The following is a 21,937-nucleotide window of genomic DNA, read 5'->3' on the forward strand; positions in this document are numbered from 1 at the left end:
CACTCCTGTGTGGCCCGGCACAAAAGCACCGGGCCACGATGATCAGCGATTGGTCTTGATGCTGGTCCAGGTGCGAGTGCGGATCCGCTCCATGGCTGGCGGCATGGGCTGTAAAGCGAACAGGGTTTTGCGCGCTTCGTCCGGCACATACATGTTGGGGTTATTACGGATGTCCGCATTCACCAGCGCGGTGGCATCCTTGTTCGGGTTGGGGTATCCGATCTTGTTGCTGATCCGGGCGATCACATCCGGGCGCAGGATGTAATTGATGAACTCGTGGGCCTCCTTGGTGTGGGGGGCGTTAACCGGCACCATCATCACGTCCGACCACATCGGCGCGCCTTCCTTGGGTAACGCCATTTCCACCCTCACACCCTTGCCCGCAGCATCGGCCAGCTGTTTGGCCAGCGCCACGCCGCCCGACCAGCCAACGGCGACGCAAATGTCACCGTTGGCCAGGTCCATGCCGTAGCGCGACGAGTTGAAGTAGGTGACGTAAGGGCGAATCTTCATCATCGCCGCCTGAGCCTGCGGGTAGTCCTCGCGTTTCTGGCTGTTGGGATCGAGGCCCTTGTAGTGCAAAGCGATGGGCAAGATCTCGTTGGCTGCATCGAGGAAACCGACGCCACAACTGGCCAGCTTGCTGAGGTTCTCTTCCTTGAAGATCATGTCCCAGGTGTTCATCTGCACATTGGCACCCAGAATCTGCTGGACCTTGTCGACGTTGTAGCCGATCAGCGTGGTGCCCCACAGGTAGGGCGCAGCGTAGCGATTGCCCGTGTCACCTACCGCCTCCAGGGATTTCATGAACTCCGGGGCCAGATGCTGCCAGTTCGGCAGTTGGCTACGGTCCAGAGGCTGGACAGCACCCGCCGCGATCAAGTGACTCAGGTTGGCGCTACCGGGGTAGACCACATCATAGCCAGAGTTGCCGGTTAGCAGCTTGGACTCCAGCGTCTCGACGCTGTCGAACACGTCATAGATCGGACGGATCCCGGTTTCCTCCTGAAAGCTCTTGAGGATCTCCGGTGGCAAGTATTCGATCCAGTTATAGATGCGCACCGTGCGCTCTTCAGCCTGAGACATTCCTACCGTCAACAACGACAGAGCGACACACAACAGGGCATTGCGTACTTTCTTGTTCATGGTCAAACACTCCTAAGCGGCCGCGGCGGCTCGCGACACTTAATAGCGGTAGGTGAAGTACAGTTCCAGCGCACTGAATTTTTTATCATCGCCGAATACCTGCTTGGCAGCGGCGAGGGGCTTGACCCAGTTGTAGGACAGCGACGTATAAAAAGATGGAGTCGGAGTCCAGTCGAGGAAAACGACGCTCTCATCGGCAAAGCGCCGATCACTGACCGGTGCGCCCATGTAATTTTTTTCGTCCAGCCAAAACTGATAGTGAATCGCACCGAGGGTCAGCGTTGGGTTCAGGTGAGTTTTAAGTGAGAACTGCTGAACGTTTTCGTTGCTGTTGAACAACAAGTAGTTACCAACAACATCCCCCACCAGCCAGGTGCTCCAGTCGACGAAGCCTTTGCTCAGAGGGTCCCAGGCTTTCTGGCGATTATCGGTGAGGTTGTCATCGCCTGAAAAACTGGCGTAGCGATAGCCGATGACCGGCGTCAGGGGCAAGCTATTGAACGCGTAATCGGCCTGACCATACCAAGCCTTGGCATCGTAATCGAAGCCCTCGCCGCTGCCTTTCTCCAGCGCGTATTCGGCGTTGAGCGTCAAGGCGGATACGCCCGGCACCTTGGCGTTGAGTGCCCTGACGTTGTACACCTGCATCCCGTCCCTGAATCGAGGGGCCGTGCTGCCCTTGGGGCCCAGCGCATTGACCTTCATCGCCATGGCGCCCAGCGTCACCTGGTCGTCGAGGTTGTAATCCAGGTTGGCGCCCGTCATGCGGAAGTCACCCAGATCGTCGTCGGTTCGCAAGCTAAAAGCCTGGGCCTTCAACGCGCCATGATCCCAGGCCAGGATCGCCGAATCCTTGAAGGCGGTTCTTGGGCCAAGCCAATAGGCGCCGTCATCGAGTTGGTCAAGGTTGCCGTCCATGACGATGAAGCCTGTACCGATCATGTAGTTCTGGCGCCCGGCAGTCAGCGTCCATTCCCCGGCGCGGAAACCGCCGTAGAGTTCTTCAGCGGCCACATCACCATCAGAGCTGCGCGTAAAGCCACCGGCATCGCCATCGCCAAAGGTGGTCGCCGCCACCAGCGAGCCACCGGCCAGCAGGCTGAAGTCAGGCTGCAGCGAATAGTCCAGCTTGATGCCTGGCTTGACGTAGAACTCCTGCCAGTCGATTTTCGTGCCGCCATTTTTGCCGCCGCGCATATCGACGCGGCCACTGCCAAAGTTGACGTTTCGAGTGGAAAGGGTCGCCCCCCCGGCGCTGAGATTGAACTCACCTTTGAGGTTGCCGTCCTCGAAGCTGTAGCCAGCCAACGCAACGTGGGTCGTTAGGGGTAAGCCGAACGCTAAGAGCGCTCGAGAGAAACGCGTCATCGAAACCATATGAAGCTCCTGTGTGATTATTGTTGTTACAGGGCAGTGAAATGGCGGCGCAGTACGCCGCCAACACCTGGCCGAGCCAGGCGAATAGGACGCAAACTTTTTGTATTTATGGGGCGTTTCAGTCGCTAAGGTGCGCAGCAATGGCACGCAGCAATGGCACGCAGCATGCGCACACTGTCAGCATCGAATTGGCTGACGGCGTCGGTCAGCGATGACTGCTTGACGATCACCACACCGGACGGTTTGTCGACAAACAGGTATTGGCCATGAATACCACCGGCCATAATCGCCTGGCTGTGATCGTTGAAGGCGTACCACTGGCTGCGGTAGGAAGCGCCGGGGGTCCAGCTGGAGAAGTCGGGCTCTTTGGCATAGATCGCTGGGTCGGCACCGGCGAAGAGACGTGCGACCGTCTCGGTCGACAACAATTGCACTCCACCCTGGCGACCATCGTTGGCCAGCAGGCGGCCAAAACGCGCCATGTCACGCAAAGTGGCGCTGAAACCGGCCCCGGCGACACTGCGCCCCCACGGGTCGGCCATAAAGTAGCCGTCACGCTCACACCCCAATTGGCTCCAGATTTCTTGCAGTAACTGATCACAGGCCTTGCCCGAGGCGCGCTCCATGACCCAGGCCAAGGCTTCGGTAGTGGCGGTCACGTAATGGAAAAAGCCACCGTGGGTGCCGCGTTTTTTTAGAGACGGCAGGTATTGGTACAACGACTCGAACTGGGTGTATTGCGCAGGTGCAGGCTGAAAACCGCAGGCATAGCCGTATTGCGAACTCTCCGAGTTGGGGTCGTCATAAACTTCGCTGTACTCAATGCCCACAGCCATGTCGAACAGCTGGCGTACGGTGGCATCACCAAACGCGCTGCCCACCAACTCAGGCACGTAATACGCTGCAGGCAACGTTGGGTTGAGTGAACCGTCACAGACCAGTTGCTCACCGAGGGTGCCGATCAGTGACTTGGTCACCGAGAACATGATGTGCCGGTCTCGGGGCCGCTGACCGTTGAAGTAGCGCTCGAACAGCACAGTGTCGCCCTGCATCACCAAAAAGGCATCGGTCTGGCTGGCCACCAGGTGATCGATGACGCTGATTCCCAGACCACACTCACTGTCGAAGTGCAGCTCATCCAACGCTTGTGGAAATTCTTGCAACGTACTGACCGGTCCGGAACCTGCCTGCACATCAATGGAGGGACGCAGGCGCGCCAGGTTACGGAAACCCCACTGGCTAAACGGCGGGCGCATCCAATTGTTCCAGGTGACGCGGCGTTGCGGCTCTGCCGGGAAGCCCTGCATAAGCAAAGGCGCCTGGCGCGCGTCGAATGACGATCCATTAGTCTCGATGTAAAGACTGGCCAGTGAAGGCACGGTTTTCTGACTCATCGGGTTGACCCTGAAAATGACTCTGCGTGCGAGCAGATGCAGGGAAATAATTACCCGATATTATTTTTTAGTCAATAAAACATTTTGCTTGGTTAACTTTTCGCCGCGCTCAGCGCCAACACCGCTCCACCCAGCGCCACACCCAATGCGTTGCCGAGATTGAAGGCACCGATGTTCACCGCCGAGGCCAGATCAGGCGCGTCCTCGGCCGATTCCATGACGCGCATCTTTAGCGGCGCGCCCCCCATAAATGCGTGCCGCTGCAACCAATTCCTGACTGAACCTCATCGACAATAAACAAGCCCACGACCTTAAGCACCACTTAGGTGGTACTGGGCAAAAGTCCCCGGACAGCTCACGATGATCCGTGATACGACCCGGGGTAATCCGTTTCTTAAGTCAAGCGGTCATGCCGGCGAAGAATCGCGAGGCATTTTCATCCAGCGTGGCGATGTCATAGCCACCCTCCTGAACCACCACACATGGAATCCCCAGTGCCTTAATCCGCTGTCCCAGTAAACGGAAGCCCTCATGGCTGACAGAAACTTTGAGTTGAAAAATCCGCCCGCATGGCAGTATTTCGGCAAAGATAATTCCGGTAGGGGCCGCGACCTTGCAGACGATCTGGTTCAGCGGCCAGTTCCACGGCGTGATCAGGGCGCAGACGCCGATAGCTTCAGCGGTCCATTGCAAGGCATGTTGACGAGCCAACACTCATGCGTGAGTGAGGTACCAGCGCCAGTCCTGCTCTCCGACTTCAGCATTGAATTGACGGAACTCGCGCCACTTGATCGCCAAAAATACCTTTAGGAATTCGGCTCCCAGCGCCTCACGTGCCCACGTTGAATGTTGCAATGCCTGCAACGCTGTCAGCCAGTCGGTAGGTAGAAATTCGGTAGCCTGCTCATAGCCATTACCCTCAATCGCCGCGCCAGGATCGCTTTGATGAGTGATGCCATGGTGAATGCCCGCAAGTAATGCGGCAGCGGCAAGATACGGGTTGGCATCGGCTCCGCAAATGCGGTGTTCGATGTGCCGACTTATCGCGGGGCCGCCGGGCACGCGGAACGACACCGTACGATTGTTGACGCCCCAACTTTTGGCCAGCGGCGCGTAGCTACCGGTCTGGAACCGGCGATATGAATTGGCATGGGGGCAAAATATCGCCAGCGAGTCAAACAAGGTCTCCATCATCCCGCCAATTGAGTGACGCAACAGTGGCGTACCCTGTGGGTCTTCGCTCGCATAGAGGTTGTTACCCTCCTCGTCGGCCAGACTGACGTGCAAATGCATGCCACTACCGGCCTGGTCGCTGAACGGCTTGGCCATGAAGCACGCTTGCAGTTCATGTTTGTTGGCCACCCCTTTGACCAAGCGTTTGTAACGTACGCCTTCATCAATGGCCTGGAGTGCGTCGAAACGATGCTCCAGCGTCAATTCGACCTGGCCAGGCGCGTACTCGGAAATGGCCGTGCGTACTGGCAGCCCCTGTAGCGCACAAGCAGCGTAGAGGTCATCAAGAAACGGTTGAAGCTGCTCCAGTTCGTATACGCCATAAACCTGCGGAGCAGCAGGGCGAACCCCATTGGTTTGCAACGCCGGCTGCGGCCGACCGTTAACATCGCGTTGCCGGTCCAGCAGGTAAAACTCCAACTCAACGGCCATTACCGGATGGAATCCATCGGCTTGAAGCCGCTCGATGGTATGCACCAGTACGTGGCGCGGGTCGGCCGGTGCGGCGGGAACACCTTGGGTCGGGTGCATGCTCACCTGCACTTGGCCTGTTGGGTTAGTGCGCCAGGGTTGCAAGGTCAGGCTTCCCGGCAAGGGGTAGGTCCAGCAATCAGCGTCAGCGACATCCCAGACCAGGCCTGTGTCGTCTACGTCTTCCCCCTGTACAGTCAAGGCAAGAATGGAACTTGGCAGCGGCCGACCATTTTCGTAGATCGCCAGCAGTTCATCGCGATGCAGCAGTTTGCCCCGTGGAACACCATTGGCGTCGATAAGGAACAACTCGATGCTCCGCACTTCAGGGTGGGCGGCCAGATAATCTACGGCCTCTTTTTTATCAGCAAATTGCATGTCAAACCTCTTAGCGCTCATTCAAGCGACTTGGCAGTATTTGAGAAAAGTGGGGGCGTCAAACGTCCACTCATGAAGGGATGACCCGAGCGCCAGGTAGGGCAAGCAGCGTGGTCAGCGCGCTATCCAGTTCACCGATCAGCCTGTCGACATCCGCATCACTTGTCTGTGGACAGCACAGGGTCATGTTGTGAAAAGGCGTGATCAGGATTCCGCGATTGATCAGATACAGGTGCAGCGCCATTTGAAGGCTGTCATGAAAAGCCGCCTCGGCTTGCGCACCTGTTCTGGGCGGGGAGGCACAGAATTGAAACTCACAACGAGCCCCCAACTCGGTGACAGACCAGTTCAGTCGGTGCCGCTTGAACAACGCTCGAAATCCCTGGGCCAGTCTTGAGGCCAGGGGCAGCATGCGTTGGTAGGCAGACGCTGTCATGACCTCTTCGAGGCTGACTCGCATGCAACGCATCGCCAGTGCGTTGGCGGACAGCGTCGTTCCCATGCCGCTGTGGCCATGCCCGCCACTCTCTTCGCTGATGGTCTTCTGAGCGGCTTTCATTGCCAAGGCAACTTGCTCGGTCACGCCAAACACAGCGCAAGGCACGCCCCCTGCGATGGGTTTACCCACCACAAAAAAGTCGGGTTTCAAATCCCATTGGCGAGTGCATCCACCGATGCCGGTAGAAATAGTGTGGGTCTCATCAATGACCAACAGGCTGCCATATTTAAGGGTCAATTCGCGGCACTTTTGCATGAATCCCGGATCGGGCAGGACCATGCCTATGTTTGTCATCGCCGGCTCGCACATCAGCGCGCACACATCGCCCAGGGCTAAAGCAGCCTCCAGTGCGGCGACATCGTTGAAGGGGATGGATCGACTGTATTGGGTCAAGTCGTAGGCTTGGCCCACAAGACCTGCACGGTGCACCGTTTTGCCGTCGCGGTAGCGCACCATCACGTCATCTACGGTGCCGTGATAGCAGCCGTCGAACACCAGCAAAACGTTGCGTTTGGTGATAGCGCGCGCCCAGCGCAGAACGTAACGATTGGCGTCAGTCGCATTGGCGGTCACCTGCCAATAAGGCAGCTCAAAGCGCTGAGCCAGCAACTCTGCGCAGACCACCGCGTCTTCGCCAGGCAGCATCGTTGTCAGGCCATTATTGGCCTGCTCTGCGATGGCGCGGGCGATAGGATCAGGTGAATGGCCAAACATAGTGCCTGTGTCGCCCAGGCAAAAGTCTATGTAGTCATGACCGTCAACATCGGTGAAGCGTGCCCCTTTGGCACGCTGGACGAAGAGCGGCGAAGGCATCGACCAATCGCTCATCCAGTGCATGGGAACACCGTTGAACAAATTCGCCTTGGCACGCTTGGCCAGCGCCATTGACGTTGGGTTGCTTTCTATAAAACGGGCACGCTCGGAGGCGGTAAACGCAGCAATCGCTGATTCACTAATTCCACTTTTCGACATGATCAAAACCCTATGTTAATTATCAAGTTAATTAAAAGCCGTTGCCGTTCATATAGAAAAACAACCCACCGCTGCATTCATTCTCCTATCAGCTCCTATACGACCGGTTAATACCGCCCAGTGAACTTACAAACTCTGTGATATATCGCGATTTAATATATCGGGGTGATAGCCGCCGCCCCCCAAGATCATTCGTTGATCGCGCTGGAGAGTATTCAAACTTAATAGCCGGCTTGAGTAGATCAAATGCTCTGTTTTACTTTCGGCCAAAAGAGAATAAACCGTCCGTGTCCTGATCTCAGGCTTGAGGGGCTTTGTTCTCGACCAGACAGTTCCCGCCATCCACCACGATGACTTCACCGGTGATGTAACTGGATTCAGGAGACGCCAGAAATGCAACCGCTGCAGCCACTTCGCGAGGACTGCCTGCCCGCCCTATTGGGGTGAAGCGCCCCGCCTCTGCTTCAACGGGGGAGGATGACCCCGTCGTGATCCAGCCGGGAGCAACGCTGTTTACAGTGATCCCCTGCTTGGCTACTTCAAGTGCAAGCCCCATGCTCATGCCAACCATTGCGGCCTTAGCGGCGCTATAAGCAGCTTCGCCCGGATTGCTGCACCTGGTGCCCGTGGTGGAACTGATATTGACAATACGCCCGTAATTTCGCGCCCTCATACCGGGCAAAACGGCCCGAGTTAGAAGAAAAGCTGTCGTCAAGTTTCTTGCCAGTGACAGATTCCATTCATGCAGTTCCATCGCTGCCAACTCCGAGAAAATCTCGGGGCTTCCTTGCATGGCCATTCCCGCATTATTCACCAGAATATCGACCCGCCCCCAGACTGACTCTGCCCATAGGCTGAATTCACGCACCTGACTTTCATCCGTGAGGTCAATTGGCCGGCCTTCAACTTCAAACCCTTCGAGGCGTAGCTCTTTAACCCGATCCGCGATGCGGTTGCTGCTGGCGGTGACGATCAATTTCGCCCCAGATGCACCTAGCCTGCGAGCGATCGCCATACCAATACCTGCTTCACTTCCGGCACCACTGACAAGTGCCACATGCCCCCTCAATTCCGTACCGAACATGGTGTCCCCCACGTACTTAATTTGTAATAGGAGTGGAAATTAGGCTAATAAATCTGATAAATAAAGACGATCATTATCAGAAAATTTGACAACCATAATGGCGTTTACCAGCGAGTCACTTAAAGTTTTCCTCTCGGTCGTGGACAGCGGCTCCTTTTCCGCCGCCGCACGAAAATTAGGCCGGGTTCCCTCCGCTATCAACATGGCGGTGTCACAGCTTGAAGCAGAGCTGGATCTCTTGCTTTTTGACCGATCAACCCGCAAAGCCATTCCTACAGCAGCCGCCAAAGCACTTGAGCCCCAAGCAAGACAGGTCGCGAGCCAGTTAAACCTGCTGGACGCGCATGCCCTCCAGCTTCATCAGGGGTTGGAGGGGCGCTTGATCCTTGCGATGGCGCCGGAGCTGCAAACAGGCGTATGGAATCGCCCGCTGTCAATTATCGCCAGAGAGTTTCCTACGCTTGAAATCGAGATTCGCTCCGCGTCCCATCCGGAGGCGATGCGCATGCTCCATGAAGGGCGTGTGCAATTGGCACTTGGATTTGAGCGACCAGGGCTTGACGAGCGGGAGACGTTTCTTGAAGCGGGGAGCCAATTGTTAGTAGCAGTTGCCTCTCCAGATCATCCGGCGGCCGCCGGCAAGAAAAGCCCCTTAGGTGAAGAGCAACTGGTCAACGTTCGGCAGATCATCGTTGCTACTGGAGGACCTACAGACTCTGACCCACGTGTTGTGCTGTCGCGGCGGATTTGGCTCAGCGACAGTTATCTGGCAACGCTGGATCTGGTGCAGCAAGGATTGGGCTGGGCTTATCTTCCACAACCGCTGGTACAACCTCTAATCACTTCGGGCGTATTGACGGAGGTGGTGTTTGACAACATGCCGAGTCAGATGCGGTTATGGGTCGATATCATCTGGGTGAAGAACCGACCTCTGGGGCTGGGAGCGAGTCGTTACCTGAGTCTGATGCGCGAAATTGTCGAGGGCGAGCCTCGTCGTGTTTGATGAGTCAAAAATTACGGGCCATTCTTAGTGGCCGCCAACTGCTTCCTCTGGCGTGAGCCGAAGCCTGGCGTTCTACGAGAGAAGGCACTCGATGAATCCGGCACGCCGTTCCTCGCTGGCGGCTTGCTCGATGGTTACCTGGAGCTCGCCGCTTACTTCGAGCAGCTCGGTATCTCGACAGGTGAGTTTGATTTGGCTAACCCAACGATCGCGAAGGCGTTTTTACACACTCTGGGCCACAAGCAGCCGGCCGCCGCGTATGGGGCGGTTGCACGGGTATGAAGTCCTAGCAAAAAGGACGTCCGTTATACCCTGGACCTGGAAGCCTCATACCGTTCCGATAGACGCCGTCACATCACGTTGACCGGTTTCATCCAATGCCTTCCTTTGCCGGTACTCACGCGGGGAACAGGCATGCAGGCTCCTGAACACCCGTGAAAAATGCGCGGCATCCTGATACCCCCAGGCGAATGCAATGTCGGTGATCGAACGGTGCGCCAGCGCCGGCTCCAGCAAAGACAACGCCGCCTGCTCCAGGCGCTTGCGTTGAATGTAGCGGCACACCGATTCGTTGTCGCTTTCGAACAACCGGTACAACTGCCGTACCGACATGCGCATCTGTTCGGCAATACTTGCCGGGCTCAATTGCGCGCTGCCCAGTTGCTCGCGAATCAAGCGCTCTGCCTGCAGGCGCAGGGAGTCCACCGGCACGTTACGCAGGTCGTATTGCATCATCGGTTGCAGCAGCGAGATCAGTGCGTTCTCAAGCGCCCCGCCCTCTTCGGCATTGGCCTAGAAACCTATACCGTCCTGACGGGCTCCGTTGAAATCGTTTACATAGGGTACGCCAAGCTCCTGGCCGGCGCGCACGAAGGCCATGGTCAGCGGGTGACGGTAGCGGTTTTCGCTGACAGGCAGCGGCCCGTCCTGGCCGTGGTACTGGTCGCCAAGGCTTTCGTTAGCCTCGGCCTTCTTGAAGAACGGCAGCACGTCGTCATAGGACCAGCCAACGCAACCCCACTGATTGGCCCAGTCGTCGTAGTCCTGGTGCTGGCCACGAATGTAGATCATGCCATTGACCGAGCTGCCACCGCCGAGCACTTTGCCTTGGGCGATAATCATCTCGCGGTTGTTGCAGTGCACCTGGGGCACTGTCATGTACGGCCAGGACTTCTGCTGGAAGACCTTGACCACTGTCGCCGGCATGCTGTGGAAAGGGCTGTTGTCCTTGGTCCCGGCTTCCAGCAACAGGACTTTGCCGGCCTTGGCCTGGATCAGCCGCGCCGCCACCACGCAGCCAGCAGAGCCGGCCCCCACCACGATATAGTCGAATGCTTCGCTCATTTCAGGCTCCCGGTCGGTATGGTTCGCAGGGTAGCCCGCGCTACATGGGCGCGGGCCTTGATGCCTTCAATTAAAGCGCGTGGCAGCCCGCGATACTTGCCTGGCGCTGACAAGAACTTGGACAATCTCGCCAGCCCGAGAAACGGTTTAATGCAGAGGTGAAAACGCCGCCGGAAGGTACACCGTCGAATGCATATCGCGCAGCTGTGGCGCGGAGTTCTCCGGAGGCCAGACGCCGTCGCGCACCGCTCGGGTGCGCACGTCCAGGCGCTGTTCGAGCGAGTCGTAAGGCCAGATATGCAGGTATCGCGGCAGCTGACCGTCGGTGGCGTAGAAGGCTGCATAGACCGGGGAGTAGTGCGCGCCGGTTCGCGGCCCTACCGCTTTTTCCCAGCCCTTGAGCGTGGGCGCCAGGCCCGACGGCACGAGGTCGTATACGCGAAGTTCGTAGAACGGCCCGTGGGGCCCGGCAGGCAGCGGCTGGATAAAGGGAAACAAGGTGTAGTTTTCCACGCGCATGTCCGTCAGATACGCCTCGATGCCAAACGCGTCGCCACACAACAGATAACGTTCGCGCTCAGCCTGGCGAGCCGCCTCATCGGCAAAACCACGCAACACCGCGATCTGATTCAGCGGGCCGATTTCCGACGCCCAGCAGCCGATCAGTTTCACGGCGGCGTCATCGACGGCCAGGCGCTGCTCCAGACAAACCATGGCAGTGGCGACAGTGCGCACCCGCACGGTGAACGTGATCAATTCGTACAGCTTCATGACAACCTCGATTCAGGACCCGACAAATGCGTGGATGACCTGCATCCACCACGAAAAAACCGACGCCGCCATAACGGCGCGCCGGTTGTGCAACCAGGTCGTGAAGCTGTCGCGATCACACGTCAGCTCCGCGCTCAGGACGTTGCCACGCCACCGTTGAACACCGGTGACAGCCCCATCAACTCAAGCTTGCGGGTGAACTCACCCAGCCTCTGCAGTTTGTAGGCCTCCAGATCAACGTCCTGGTAATCATAAAAACCCTGACCTTCACGCAGCCCGTTGCGCCCTTGCGCCATGTTTTCGGCAATGACATTGGGTGGCAGGAAACGCGGATCGATGGCTTCAGCCAGGTAATGGGAGGCATAGAACAGAATGTCGCCGCCGCCCCAGTCGATAAACTCAAGCATCCCCAGCACGGAGAAACGCAGACCGAAACCGACGCGAATCGCGGTGTCGATGTCCTCGGCGCTGGCCACTCCCTCCTCGACCATTCGCGCCGCTTCATTCATCGCCAATGCCTGGATTCTCGGCACGATGTAACCGGCAGCCGGGGAGCATTGCACGGGTACTTTGCCAATTCGCTTGAGCAATGCCATCAGGCGTTGCACCACCTGCGGGCTGGTGGCCTCGCTGCGGCTGACTTCGACCAGCGGCATCAGAAACGCCGGGTTCAGCCAATGGGCATTGACGAAGCGTTGCGGGTGCGCAACCAGTGCCGCCAACTGCGTCACCAGAAAAGTCGACGTCGTCGATGCAATCACTGTTTCATCGCCACAGATCTCACTCAGCCAAGCGAACGTCAGCGCCTTGAGCTCAAGCACTTCAGGCACGGCTTCGAACACGGCAGCGGCATTGTGCAAATCGTCGCCACTGCCCTCGCGATCACTCAAGCGTAAACGGCTCATCGCCTGTTCAACTTGTGCCGGATCGAGTGTTCCCAGGCGTGCAAGCGTCGCCAGTTCGCCGCGCAAGTGGCCCTCGATCTGGCGCAAGTAGCGGTCCTGCGCCACGGGCTCGCGTTGCTTGATATCGATCAGGGTCACCGGCAGTCCGGCGAACATGAACGCCAAGGCAATGCCCTCGCCCATGCGCCCCGCGCCGACGATACAGATGCGTTGCGGATCGGCGCTCATGCCTGCAATCCCTGGTTCAGGCACTGCGCCATTTCGCTGCGGCTCAGTTGATCCAGCCCGAGGTTTTCCAGGGTTCGACCCTCGGCGTACAGGTCGATGCCACTGACCACCGTGGCCAGGCTCAACAGGCCCTGGGCGACCGGCGTCGGCACGCCAGCCCAGCGCCCGACCGACACCAGAAACGACAAGCCCAGTCGTGTGTCTTCAAGCATGTAGCGGTGCTTTTGCAAGTCGATGTCTTCACGCCAATCGCCGCTATCGGTCAGCTTGCCGTGAGCGCCGCGACCGTACATCCACTCATCGCCGTCGGTGGCGTAATGATCGGCCAGCGGGAAATGCGGTGCGCCATAGCCCAACACTTCACGAATGGCGATACGCTCGGCGTCGAGGGCATTGGTCACGCGACGAATCGAAGGCACGGTCCCTTCGTTGTGGATGTCCCAGGTCTCGAAATGCTCAAGTGGCCCCGCGTTCATCAGGATCAACGGCGGATGAATGATCGGGCCGGCGTTCATCAGCGCGCCGCTGAGTGCATCTTCGATCGGCTCGACGCTGGGGTAAGCCTCGCGCAATACGGCGAACGCCGACTCGCTCAAACGACTCGGAAAAACCCCGGTCGGCAGACGGGTCGCGTAGCCGCTGATCACCACCTGGTTATCGCCATGCTTGCGCGCCAGATAGGGCAAGGTGCCGGTCTCCGCAAACGCCACCTCGCTGTGATTTCCCACCTTTGCCATTGCCTGGGCGAACACCAGGCTGCCGAACGTCCCCGGCGGCAGGAACACCACTTGCCCGTCGCGCAACAAGGGCGCCAGTTCGTTGGCAAGGGCTTGGTGGGAGGTTGATGGCAAGGCAATGACCAACAACTGAGCATCGGCCACGGCCTGTGTCAGATCGGCCGTCAAGGTCAAGGCATCCCCGATCTGCCCCAGGCTCAAGCGTCGTTCGCCACGAAAGTCGCGCACGAGCAGATGGCCCAGGCCTTGCAGTTTTTCCAGCGCGGCACTGTCTCGGCGCCACAACCGCACCGAATGGCCTTTCTCCGCCAACTCTATCGCTGCCGCGTAGCAACCGTGACCACCGCCGATAACACTGATATTCATGAAAGCACTCCTGTAGAAGAGCCTCGATCCTAACAACGGCCCCGGCGAGCCACTGCCCGAAACGCGCAAGCGTCATTCCGATTCTGCAACGCAATAAACAGGTCGAGTGCGACCACAATCAGTGTGGGAGCAAGCTCACTCCCACAATTGCTCAGGCGCGTCGTCGCTCGAACACACTGTCGCCGTCAAGGTGGTTCAGGTGGGTGCAGCCCATCAGGTTCATGGTCCGCGTCAGTTCTTCCGTCAATACGTCCAGCGCCCGGCCAGCACCGTCTTCACCTGCCACCGCCACGCCGTAAAGGGTGGAGCGCCCCAGCAGCACGGCATCGGCCCCGAGCGCGAGCGCTTTGACGATGTCACTGCCACGCCGGACCCCGCCATCCAGCAGCAGACTGAGTTTGCCTTTCGCCTGGGGCGCGATGGCCGCCAGTGCATCGAGGCTGCCAAGGGCGCCGTCCAGTTGGCGGCCGCCGTGATTGGACACCACCACACCGTCGAGCCCGAGGACGACGGCGCGTTCCACATCGGCCGGATGCAACACGCCCTTGAGCAACAGCCGCTCGCCCCATTGATCACGCAAACGCGCCAGCATGTCCCAGTCGAGCAAGGTGTCCATCTGCTTGCCGATGAACGCCATTGATCCCAAGGGATTGCGCTCGCTTGGCGGCAAGTAAGGTTCAAGGTTACCCATGCCGGGCAGCCCCGATGGCCACATCACTTGCTTGAGCCAACGCGGGTGACGGACAACGTCAAACTTGTTGCGCCATGTCAGCTGACGCGGCCTGGCGAAACTGCGTCGGTCCCACTCGCGATTGCCTAGCACCATCGCATCACAGGTCAACACCAGCGTCCGGCACCCGACAGCGGCGGCGCGCTGCAAGAGGCTTTTTTGCACCGCCGGATCGCGCATGGCGTACAGCTGAAACCACAGGTCGACACCAGGCGCCGCCGCAACGAGGGCTTCAAGTGAAGTGTTGGACGCGGTGCTCAGGCTGAACGGCAAACCACGTGCCGTTGCAGCCCTGGCCAAGTGAATGTCGGCATCGCGGTGCAACAGACCGTTGTAGCCCGTCGGCCCGATCAGCATCGGCATTGACAGCACCTTGCCGAACAACGCGCGAGACGTGTCGGGCGCATGGCAGGGCACCATGGCTCTGGCGTGCAGGCCATAAGCACTGAACGCGTCAAGATTGTCCTTGAGCGTCAGTTCGGCTTCCGCCCCGCCGCTGAGGTATTCCCAGACGAAGTAAGGCACGCGTCGCCGGGCCATGTCGGCCAGTTCGGCAATGCTGTGCACACGATTCAAGTCGGAACCGGTATAGAAACGACGCATAGGTCATCCTCGTAGGGCGGATAAAAACCGCTGCGAAAAAAAGCCCGGAAGGAGCGATCCGGGCGAAGGAAAACCAGTGTTGAAAACCTTTGCCCGATGCGCGGGCAACCCGGAAGCCGCGAACGGCTCCCGGAGGATTTCAGAACTTCCAGGTGTAGGTGGTGATCAGGCGGTTCTCCTGATAATCCGCACCCGATGCACTGCCATTGCCATAGCGCGTCTTGACGTCAATGCGGCGCCATTCGAAACCCACATCTTTGAGCGGACCGCTTTGCACCACATAGCCAAGCACGATGTTGCGTTCGCTTTCGACGTTTTGGTCGAGGGCATTGTTGCCCCGGTCGACACCCGTGCCGCGCATGTAACGCGTCATCAATTTCAGACCCGGCAAACCAATGCCCGCGAAGTTGTAGTCATACCGCAATTGCCAGGAGCTTTCGTTCGGCTTGACGAACGCCACTGTCGACCAGTTCACCAGGTACGGCTGCGGCGCATAGCCGTTGAGCGTCGGGAATGTCGACTCGCCAAGCATGCGCTGATAGCCGACACCGAACGCATGGGCACCCTTCTTCAGGGTCGTCATGATCCCGTAGGACTTGTTGTCGATGTCGCCGTATAACGCCTTGCCGTCCTCGCTGTTATTGAAGTAACGGAGGTCGGTCTTCACGCCGTAACCGCCCCCCAGATCGTGGTTATAAGTCAAACCCAGGTAGTGTTGTTTGTAGATATCTTCCAGCTGACCAAAGAAATAAGTACCGGACAAGTTCGGCGTAAACGCATACGTGGCGCCACCAAAGTTCAAACCGTCACTGCGACGTTTAACGTTAGGTCCATTGAACAAATACATCTTCTCGGTATTGGAAGATTCCCGGGAACTGATTTCGGTAAAACGGCCACCGGTCAGTGTCAGGTTATCCACTTCCTTCGATTCGAGCTGCACACCGTGATAGGTGGTGATTAATTGCCGCGAATCGTCGATGTAAGCCACCGGCAACGTCGGGCGAAGTTCACCAACCTTGAGTTCGGTTTTGTTGTAACGAACCTTCCCGGTCAGCGCCGCACGGCCATAGTCCCGGACTTGTTCGCCCTTGCTGGTGTCGTACGGAATGATGCTGTCCGGACCCCGGCCACCGCCGCCATCCAGGCGATAGGCGTACTGCGCCGAGAGGTCCAGGCCAAACTGCAGCGTGCCTTCGGTGTAACCCGAGATCGCGCGAAAATCGAAGCCTTGGGTCCAACTGCCGATCCGCGATTGCGGCGCATCATGCTGTTTGAAATCGCGGTCGATGTAGAAGTTGCGCATTCCCAGACTGACTTGGCTGTCGTCTACGAAATCGGCTTGCGCAACGATAGGTGTGAAGATCCCCATTACGGCCGCGGTGGTGATGCCACGGTTTACCCAGCTCTTCTGGAACATCAAACTTTCCTTCTTTTTTACATGCACATAGGCACGACTAGTGGAAGCAGATCAATTCAGCAAAAGTGCAACTTTGGCAGTCAATCCGCAGTATTGTTTTTATAACCACTTACTGCAAAAAAGTCGTAACGCAGCCGTTCGCCAGAACAGCGAAAACCGCTTTATATTTATTTTAAACACTCAACGATCAGGAAAAGTCTTATCGTTTTTTTGGGCAAACCCACATCAGGAAGTTGCTTTAGAGGCATCCCCCAGACGGTGGTAGGCACGATTGAAATACACCAGGCCTTCCTGGCTGTCGCCATTACGAATACCCAGCACCTCGCAATAGAAAATCGTGTGCGATCCCACTTCATGGGCCTGGGCGATGCGGCAGTCGAAACTGACCAGTGACTCATCAAGCAGCGGCGCACCGCTTTCCAGCGTGCTCCAGGATGCGCAGGAAAAGCGCTGTTCGGTATCGAGATTGCGGTTGGAAAAAGCCCCCGATACCTCCTGATGACCAGGGGTCAGCACGTTGACGCTCAGCACACCGTTGCTCTTGAAATGCACGTTGGAAAACGACGAGCGATTCATGCACACCAACAGCGTCGGTGGCTGGTCGGTCACGCTGCACACCGCCGAAGCGGTAAACCCGAAACGCCCCGCAGGGCCATCGGTGGTGATGACCGAAACCGCGCCACCAAGCATTGCCATTGAGTTACGAAATCCAGTTGTATCGACCATGGTCTTACCCTCCGGTCTATCAGATATCCAGCACCAGCTTCTTGGACTTGGCCCGGGAACAGCACACCAGAATCTGGTCATTGGCAGATTTTTCGTCATCCGTGAGATAGACGTCGCGATGATCCGGTTCGCCTTCGATGACGTCGCACAAGCACGTGCCGCAAACGCCTTGCTCACACGACACTTCAATCTTGATGCCCACGGCAGTCAGCGCATCGACGATGCTCTGGCCTTCGGCAACCTGTACGGTCTTGCCGCTGCGCTGAGCGACCACTTCGAAACCGGCACCCGAAGCGTCGACTTCGACCTGGAAGTATTCGCGGTGCACATGATCATCGGCGTACCCCGCTTCCAGGGCCTGGGCAATGACCCAGTCCATGAAACCGGCCGGCCCGCAGACATACACGTGTACGCCGGCTTGTGGCGTGCCCAGCACTGTTGGCAGGTCGAGTTTCTGTTCGGCGGCTTCGTCGTCAAAGTGGGTGTTCAACCGCGACGCAAACGCAGCGTTACCCAGCTCCTCGAGAAAGGCGCTGCGGCTGCGCGAACGACCGCAATAATGCAGTTCGAAATCGCTGTCGCGGGCATTCAGCGCGTAGGCCATGGCCACCATCGGGGTGATGCCGATACCGCCGCCGATCAGTATCGAACGCCTGGCATCGCTGGCCAGCGGAAAGTGATTGCGCGGCAGGCTGATCTCGATTTCGCGACCTTCCTGCAGCAGTTCATGCACCGCCACCGAACCGCCACGCGAGGCGGGATCCTTGAGTACGCCCAGGCGATAGGCACCTGCGTTGGCCGGATCACCGCACAGCGAATACTGGCGGACCAGACCGGTCTTGAGGTGAATATCGACATGCGCGCCCGCCTCGAAGGCGGGCAAAGGCTGTCCCGCAGGATCACTCAGATCCAGTACGACAACACCTTCGCCCTGTTCTTCGCGCTTGCGCACGACGACTTTCAATAATTGATCGCTCATACAGGACCATCCCGATTTCGTTGTAAGGGGGCACATCTGGGCACCCCCGACTGCTATTTCAAACCGTGTAACCGTGGACTCAGCGCATGAAGATCCCGCCGTTCACGTCCCAGGTCGCCCCGGTGGTGAAGTAGGCGTCTTCGCTGGCCAGTTGCACGATCAGCTTGCCGATGAACGCGGCGTTGCCCAATTGCTTGACCGGGATCGCCTCGATCAGTTTTTCCAGGCGCTCGGGCGGCACGGCGGCGCGCACCGCCGGCGACTCGATAGGGCCCGGGGCGATGGCGTTGACCGTGACACCGGACGCCGCCAGCTCCTTGGCGAAGATCTTGGTCAAGGTAATGATCGCGCCCTTGGACGCGGCGTAATGCGCGCCGGTCGCGGTGCCGCCGTTCTGCCCGGCCAGGGAAGCCATGTTGATGATCCTCCCGTACCCCCGGGCCGCCAGATAGCTGCCGAACACTTGGCAGCCGACAAAAGTGCCGCGCTGATTGACGCTCACAACACGGTCGAACTCTTCCGGGCTGATCTGCATCACCGGTGTGGTCATGGTCATCGCGGCGTTGTTCACCACCACCTGCAATTCACCCCAATGCGCCACGACGGCCGCCAGCGCGTCTTCGAAATCAGCCTTACTCGACACATCGAGCTTGAGCGCCAGGACCCGTTCGCCTGTGGCATCGAGTTCAGTGGCCGTGGCCTGTGCCGATTCCAGCGAACGGTCGCTGATCACGACCCGATAGCCGGCGTTCAGCAATTGCTCGGCAATGCTTTTGCCCAGCCCCTGGGCCGCGCCGGTGACCAATGCAACCTGTGTCATGGCAACGTCCTCAGAGGATGTAGCCGATACCGGCGAGGGTATCGGTGGAGTTGATCAGCTGAATCAACTTGCGCTGAATCTTGAAACTGTCACCGCTACGCACCAGTTCAAACGTGACATCGGCGGTGTACTGCTTGAGCACATCCTTGCGGAACTCACGCAGATTCTGCGCACAGCGTACGGTGACAATTCCGTCTTCATCCGACAGCACGCGAAAGCGCGACTGACTGCGCACAGTGCGCGCTCGCGGGGTGGTCGAAATCGATTCGCCGCTGGTCAATCGGGTGACACGCAACTGACGCATGTGGTGGTCGTCATAGGCGTAGTTCAGGGTGTTCTCGAAGTCGGTTTCCAGCGGATCGATCGGGATGATGTAGGTCGCGTTCTCGGTCCACAAATCGAGCCATTCGACGAAATCGCCGTGGTCGAGCATGTCCGCTTCCTGCCAGATGAAAGCGCTGACTTGGTTGAGCAATTGCAGGTTGTTCATGGTGTTCTCCGTCACTCAGGCCGACATCATCTTTTTCCACTGCTGGTAACCAGCGCGCATGCCGGTCTCGGCGCTCACATCGCTCACCCGCCCGTCTTCGGATTCCTTTTCACCCGGCAAGCCGCGGTTGAGCATGATCCACAGATCGGTGCCGGCACTGGCGCCGCGCTGTACGCGCTCCCAGGCTTCGGAATCGTCCGGAGTACCAAAACCCATCGGCCCCTGGAAGTGCTCATGCAGACGCAGGCGATAACGGTTGGCCACGGCCGGGCCACCGTCCATGGTGATGACGGCGTGATGGATTTCGGTTTCGTTCACCGCGATCGGTTGCAGCACCCGGAAGAACGCCATGGAACAGGCGATGTTCGGGAACAGGTTGAGGTTGAAGCCCGAACCGCCGACCGCGCGCACGATGCGACGGACCGATGCTTCGTCCTGGCCTTCGGCGCGCAACTGCGCGGCCAGGTCTTCGAAACGCTCAGGGATCGGCAAGTCGAGGTTGGCTTCCAGGTCGACCAGGTCAGGAATCATCACCATCACGCTGTGACCGTTGCCGAGGTCTTCGACATAGCCCGGCCCTTCGACGAAGTCGAACAGCTCCAGGGTCTGCTCATCCACGGACGACAGGAACGACTTGTGTACCAGCGGGAAGTGGTAGGCGTCGGTGGTGTTTTCCAGCTGGATCTTCCAGTTGCCAGGGAAGCGGAAGCGGTGCTCACCGCCCACTTTGACCGGGTAACCGGCGCCCTGCTTCATGAACAGATCGATCCACTTCTTGGCCGGGCCGAGGAAATCGGCGAGGGGCTCAATGTCATCCTTGAAGGTGGCGAAGATCATGCCGTTGTATTGCTCGACACGCAGGCTGACCAAAGGCAGTTCGCCCTTGTCCAGGCAATCGGCGTAGCTTTCCGGGTGCGGCACACCGCGCAAGCTGCCATCCAGCGCGTAGCTCCAGCCATGATAAGGGCAGACAAAACTGTTGGTCTTGCCTTTCTTGTGTTCGCACACCGTCGCGCCACGATGGCGGCAGCGGTTGAGCAACACATGCACTTCTTTCTTGCGGTCGCGCACGACGATCACCGGCTGCTTGCCGATATAGGTGCTCTTGTAGCTGCCGGACTCCGGAATCTCACTGGCGTGAGCGACCCAGATCCAGGTGCTGTAGAAAATCTTGTCCAGCTCCTGATCGAAGATCTTGCCGTCGGTGTACAGCGACGTGTGAACGCGGTCATGCAGGACCAGGTCGGAAGGACTGGCGTCGAGCGTTACGGTGTCTATCAGGTTACTCACGATCACTCCTCGTCGGCATTGTTCGCCGACTCTAAGAATTCTGGGTGTTACTTTCAGGACTGGCCGGACTGACCGGGTACGGGCAGGTGCGCGGCGCTGTTCCAGGTGTCTACCGGTCGGCTGAACAGGTTCTCGGTCTGAAAATGCGCCATGCGCCACTGCCCTTGTTCCTGGGCGAACCGCACGGTCAGGCGGGCGCTGTTGAGGTGCGAGGCACCCGAGGCAAAGGTCGAAGTCTGCAACATCACCCAACTGGCATCTGCGGTCTCACCGCTGACCCGGATCAGTTCCGAGGTCAGGAAGTGCACGTTCAGAGAAAAGTGCGCCGGTTCAACCATGTAGGTCGCGAACATCGCTTTGATCGCCTCACGCCCCTGGTAACCGCCAAAGCTGTTCTGGTACTTGGCACCCTTGCCTTCCCAGACCGCCTGCTCGGTGAACAACCCGGCCAGTTCCTCGAGCGGGGAATCCACGCCCAGCTCGTCGCACAAAAACATGTAGCGATTCATGCAGGCGCGGATCGCGTTCTCGCTTTCCAGCTGCTCGAGACGCTGTTCCAGTGCGCGCAAATGCTCTTGTGATGACATGGCGACTTCTCTCGACTCAGCGCTGGATGATCAGTTCGCGACCGGTACGGGCCTCGACCTTGCAATACTTCCAGAGCTTGTATGGGCCATTGCCGACATCCGTGGTTCGAAACAGATTGCAGGCGGCGTGGACGGTTTCGATGTCGGGTACATCGGCCAGCAGGTAAGTCGTCCAGGGCCAGCCGGCGGACGGGCCGACCATGCTTTGATCGTCGTCCATGTTGCCCAGCACGGTGACGCCTGGCAGGTCGGCGATGCCGTTCCACATGGCGCCGAACGCGGCCCAGACTTCCAGCGCTTCAGGACGCGGAGCATCGAAAAAGTTTTGGTTGATGCCGATGCAGAACAGAACTCGCAGGGCTTTTTTATCGGTCATGGGGTTCACCA

22 protein-coding genes and 3 pseudogenes are annotated in these 21,937 nt (G+C 58.5%); 2 read left to right on the forward strand and 23 right to left on the reverse strand.

The annotated features are described in order from the left end of the window. Positions 1-42 precede the first annotated feature (42 nt). The 9 genes and pseudogenes from Q7W83_RS11315 to Q7W83_RS11355 all read right to left on the reverse strand — a co-directional run bounded on the left by Q7W83_RS11315 (position 43) and on the right by Q7W83_RS11355 (position 8,554). Positions 43-1,146 (reverse strand): polyamine ABC transporter substrate-binding protein, encoded by a 1,104-nt coding sequence (locus tag Q7W83_RS11315; RefSeq protein ID WP_150632620.1) that lies wholly within the window; start codon positions 1,144-1,146, stop codon positions 43-45. Positions 1,147-1,185: 39 nt separating this feature from the next. Beyond that, entirely contained in the window at positions 1,186-2,523 is a 1,338-nt protein-coding gene (locus tag Q7W83_RS11320) for an alginate export family protein (RefSeq protein ID WP_473657613.1), read from the reverse strand. Between the two features lie 125 nt (positions 2,524-2,648). Next, the gene (locus Q7W83_RS11325; protein ID WP_473656064.1) at positions 2,649-3,917 is read right to left on the reverse strand and encodes a serine hydrolase domain-containing protein; all 1,269 of its coding nucleotides are present in this window, start codon (positions 3,915-3,917) and stop codon (positions 2,649-2,651) included. Positions 3,918-4,033: 116 nt separating this feature from the next. Beyond that, positions 4,034-4,153, reverse strand: a pseudogene (locus Q7W83_RS11330) (MFS transporter); the annotation flags it as partial. A gap of 163 nt (positions 4,154-4,316) precedes the next feature. Next, positions 4,317-4,472 (reverse strand): annotated as a pseudogene (locus Q7W83_RS11335) (histone deacetylase family protein); the annotation flags it as partial. Between the two features lie 51 nt (positions 4,473-4,523). After that, a pseudogene (locus Q7W83_RS11340) lies at positions 4,524-4,595 on the reverse strand (aldehyde dehydrogenase family protein); the annotation flags it as partial. Between the two features lie 36 nt (positions 4,596-4,631). Beyond that, the gene (locus Q7W83_RS11345) at positions 4,632-5,999 is read right to left on the reverse strand and encodes a glutamine synthetase family protein (RefSeq protein ID WP_150632623.1); all 1,368 of its coding nucleotides are present in this window, start codon (positions 5,997-5,999) and stop codon (positions 4,632-4,634) included. A gap of 70 nt (positions 6,000-6,069) precedes the next feature. After that, positions 6,070-7,470, reverse strand: coding sequence for an aspartate aminotransferase family protein (locus tag Q7W83_RS11350; protein ID WP_473656065.1), 1,401 nt, complete (start codon positions 7,468-7,470; stop codon positions 6,070-6,072). Positions 7,471-7,768: 298 nt separating this feature from the next. Beyond that, a complete protein-coding gene (locus Q7W83_RS11355; protein ID WP_473656066.1) occupies positions 7,769-8,554 on the reverse strand; it encodes an SDR family NAD(P)-dependent oxidoreductase in 786 nt (261 codons plus the stop codon). A gap of 97 nt (positions 8,555-8,651) precedes the next feature. On the opposite strand from Q7W83_RS11355, the gene Q7W83_RS11360 reads away from it, so the two are divergent. Both Q7W83_RS11360 and Q7W83_RS11365 read left to right on the forward strand, forming a co-directional pair. Then, positions 8,652-9,557, forward strand: coding sequence for a LysR family transcriptional regulator (locus tag Q7W83_RS11360; RefSeq protein WP_150632626.1), 906 nt, complete (start codon positions 8,652-8,654; stop codon positions 9,555-9,557). Between the two features lie 27 nt (positions 9,558-9,584). Next, positions 9,585-9,839, forward strand: coding sequence for a hypothetical protein (locus Q7W83_RS11365; RefSeq protein WP_473656067.1), 255 nt, complete (start codon positions 9,585-9,587; stop codon positions 9,837-9,839). 45 nt (positions 9,840-9,884) lie between these two features. Here Q7W83_RS11365 and Q7W83_RS11370 read toward each other — a convergent pair whose 3' ends face one another. The 14 genes from Q7W83_RS11370 to Q7W83_RS11435 form a co-directional block, all read right to left on the reverse strand. After that, positions 9,885-10,292 carry a helix-turn-helix domain-containing protein gene (locus Q7W83_RS11370; RefSeq protein WP_473656068.1) on the reverse strand — a complete coding sequence of 136 codons (408 nt, stop codon included), beginning with the start codon at positions 10,290-10,292 and terminating at the stop codon, positions 9,885-9,887. Positions 10,293-10,349: 57 nt separating this feature from the next. After that, a complete protein-coding gene (locus Q7W83_RS11375; RefSeq protein WP_263596863.1) occupies positions 10,350-10,901 on the reverse strand; it encodes a GMC family oxidoreductase in 552 nt (183 codons plus the stop codon). 147 nt (positions 10,902-11,048) lie between these two features. Continuing rightward, on the reverse strand, positions 11,049-11,672 hold the full coding sequence (locus tag Q7W83_RS11380) for an NIPSNAP family protein (RefSeq protein WP_473656069.1): 624 nt from the start codon (positions 11,670-11,672) through the stop codon (positions 11,049-11,051). 134 nt (positions 11,673-11,806) lie between these two features. Further along, a complete protein-coding gene (locus Q7W83_RS11385; protein ID WP_473656070.1) occupies positions 11,807-12,805 on the reverse strand; it encodes a 3-hydroxybutyryl-CoA dehydrogenase in 999 nt (332 codons plus the stop codon). Further along, positions 12,802-13,908: an NAD/NADP octopine/nopaline dehydrogenase family protein gene (locus tag Q7W83_RS11390; protein ID WP_473656071.1), complete on the reverse strand. Its 1,107-nt coding sequence runs from the start codon at positions 13,906-13,908 to the stop codon at positions 12,802-12,804. The genes Q7W83_RS11385 and Q7W83_RS11390 overlap by 4 nt, the downstream gene beginning before the upstream one ends. A gap of 151 nt (positions 13,909-14,059) precedes the next feature. Next, positions 14,060-15,241 (reverse strand): alpha-hydroxy acid oxidase, encoded by a 1,182-nt coding sequence (locus tag Q7W83_RS11395; RefSeq protein WP_150639517.1) that lies wholly within the window; start codon positions 15,239-15,241, stop codon positions 14,060-14,062. A gap of 139 nt (positions 15,242-15,380) precedes the next feature. Further along, a complete protein-coding gene (locus Q7W83_RS11400; protein ID WP_150632633.1) occupies positions 15,381-16,658 on the reverse strand; it encodes an OprD family porin in 1,278 nt (425 codons plus the stop codon). Positions 16,659-16,883: 225 nt separating this feature from the next. Then, positions 16,884-17,384 carry a flavin reductase gene (locus Q7W83_RS11405; protein ID WP_150632634.1) on the reverse strand — a complete coding sequence of 167 codons (501 nt, stop codon included), beginning with the start codon at positions 17,382-17,384 and terminating at the stop codon, positions 16,884-16,886. Between the two features lie 19 nt (positions 17,385-17,403). Beyond that, on the reverse strand, positions 17,404-18,363 hold the full coding sequence (locus tag Q7W83_RS11410; RefSeq protein ID WP_150632635.1) for a PDR/VanB family oxidoreductase: 960 nt from the start codon (positions 18,361-18,363) through the stop codon (positions 17,404-17,406). 79 nt (positions 18,364-18,442) lie between these two features. Beyond that, a complete protein-coding gene (locus Q7W83_RS11415; protein ID WP_150639518.1) occupies positions 18,443-19,183 on the reverse strand; it encodes an SDR family NAD(P)-dependent oxidoreductase in 741 nt (246 codons plus the stop codon). Between the two features lie 10 nt (positions 19,184-19,193). Further along, entirely contained in the window at positions 19,194-19,673 is a 480-nt protein-coding gene (locus tag Q7W83_RS11420; RefSeq protein ID WP_150632637.1) for an aromatic-ring-hydroxylating dioxygenase subunit beta, read from the reverse strand. Positions 19,674-19,688: 15 nt separating this feature from the next. Then, positions 19,689-20,963 (reverse strand): aromatic ring-hydroxylating oxygenase subunit alpha, encoded by a 1,275-nt coding sequence (locus tag Q7W83_RS11425; protein WP_150632638.1) that lies wholly within the window; start codon positions 20,961-20,963, stop codon positions 19,689-19,691. A gap of 53 nt (positions 20,964-21,016) precedes the next feature. Then, the gene (locus tag Q7W83_RS11430; protein WP_150632639.1) at positions 21,017-21,550 is read right to left on the reverse strand and encodes a nuclear transport factor 2 family protein; all 534 of its coding nucleotides are present in this window, start codon (positions 21,548-21,550) and stop codon (positions 21,017-21,019) included. A 16-nt stretch (positions 21,551-21,566) separates the two neighbouring features. Then, positions 21,567-21,926: an IacB protein gene (locus tag Q7W83_RS11435; protein ID WP_084317862.1), complete on the reverse strand. Its 360-nt coding sequence runs from the start codon at positions 21,924-21,926 to the stop codon at positions 21,567-21,569. Between the last annotated feature and the right edge of the window lie 11 nt (positions 21,927-21,937).

Source organism: Pseudomonas sp. 300 (assembly GCF_055803035.1).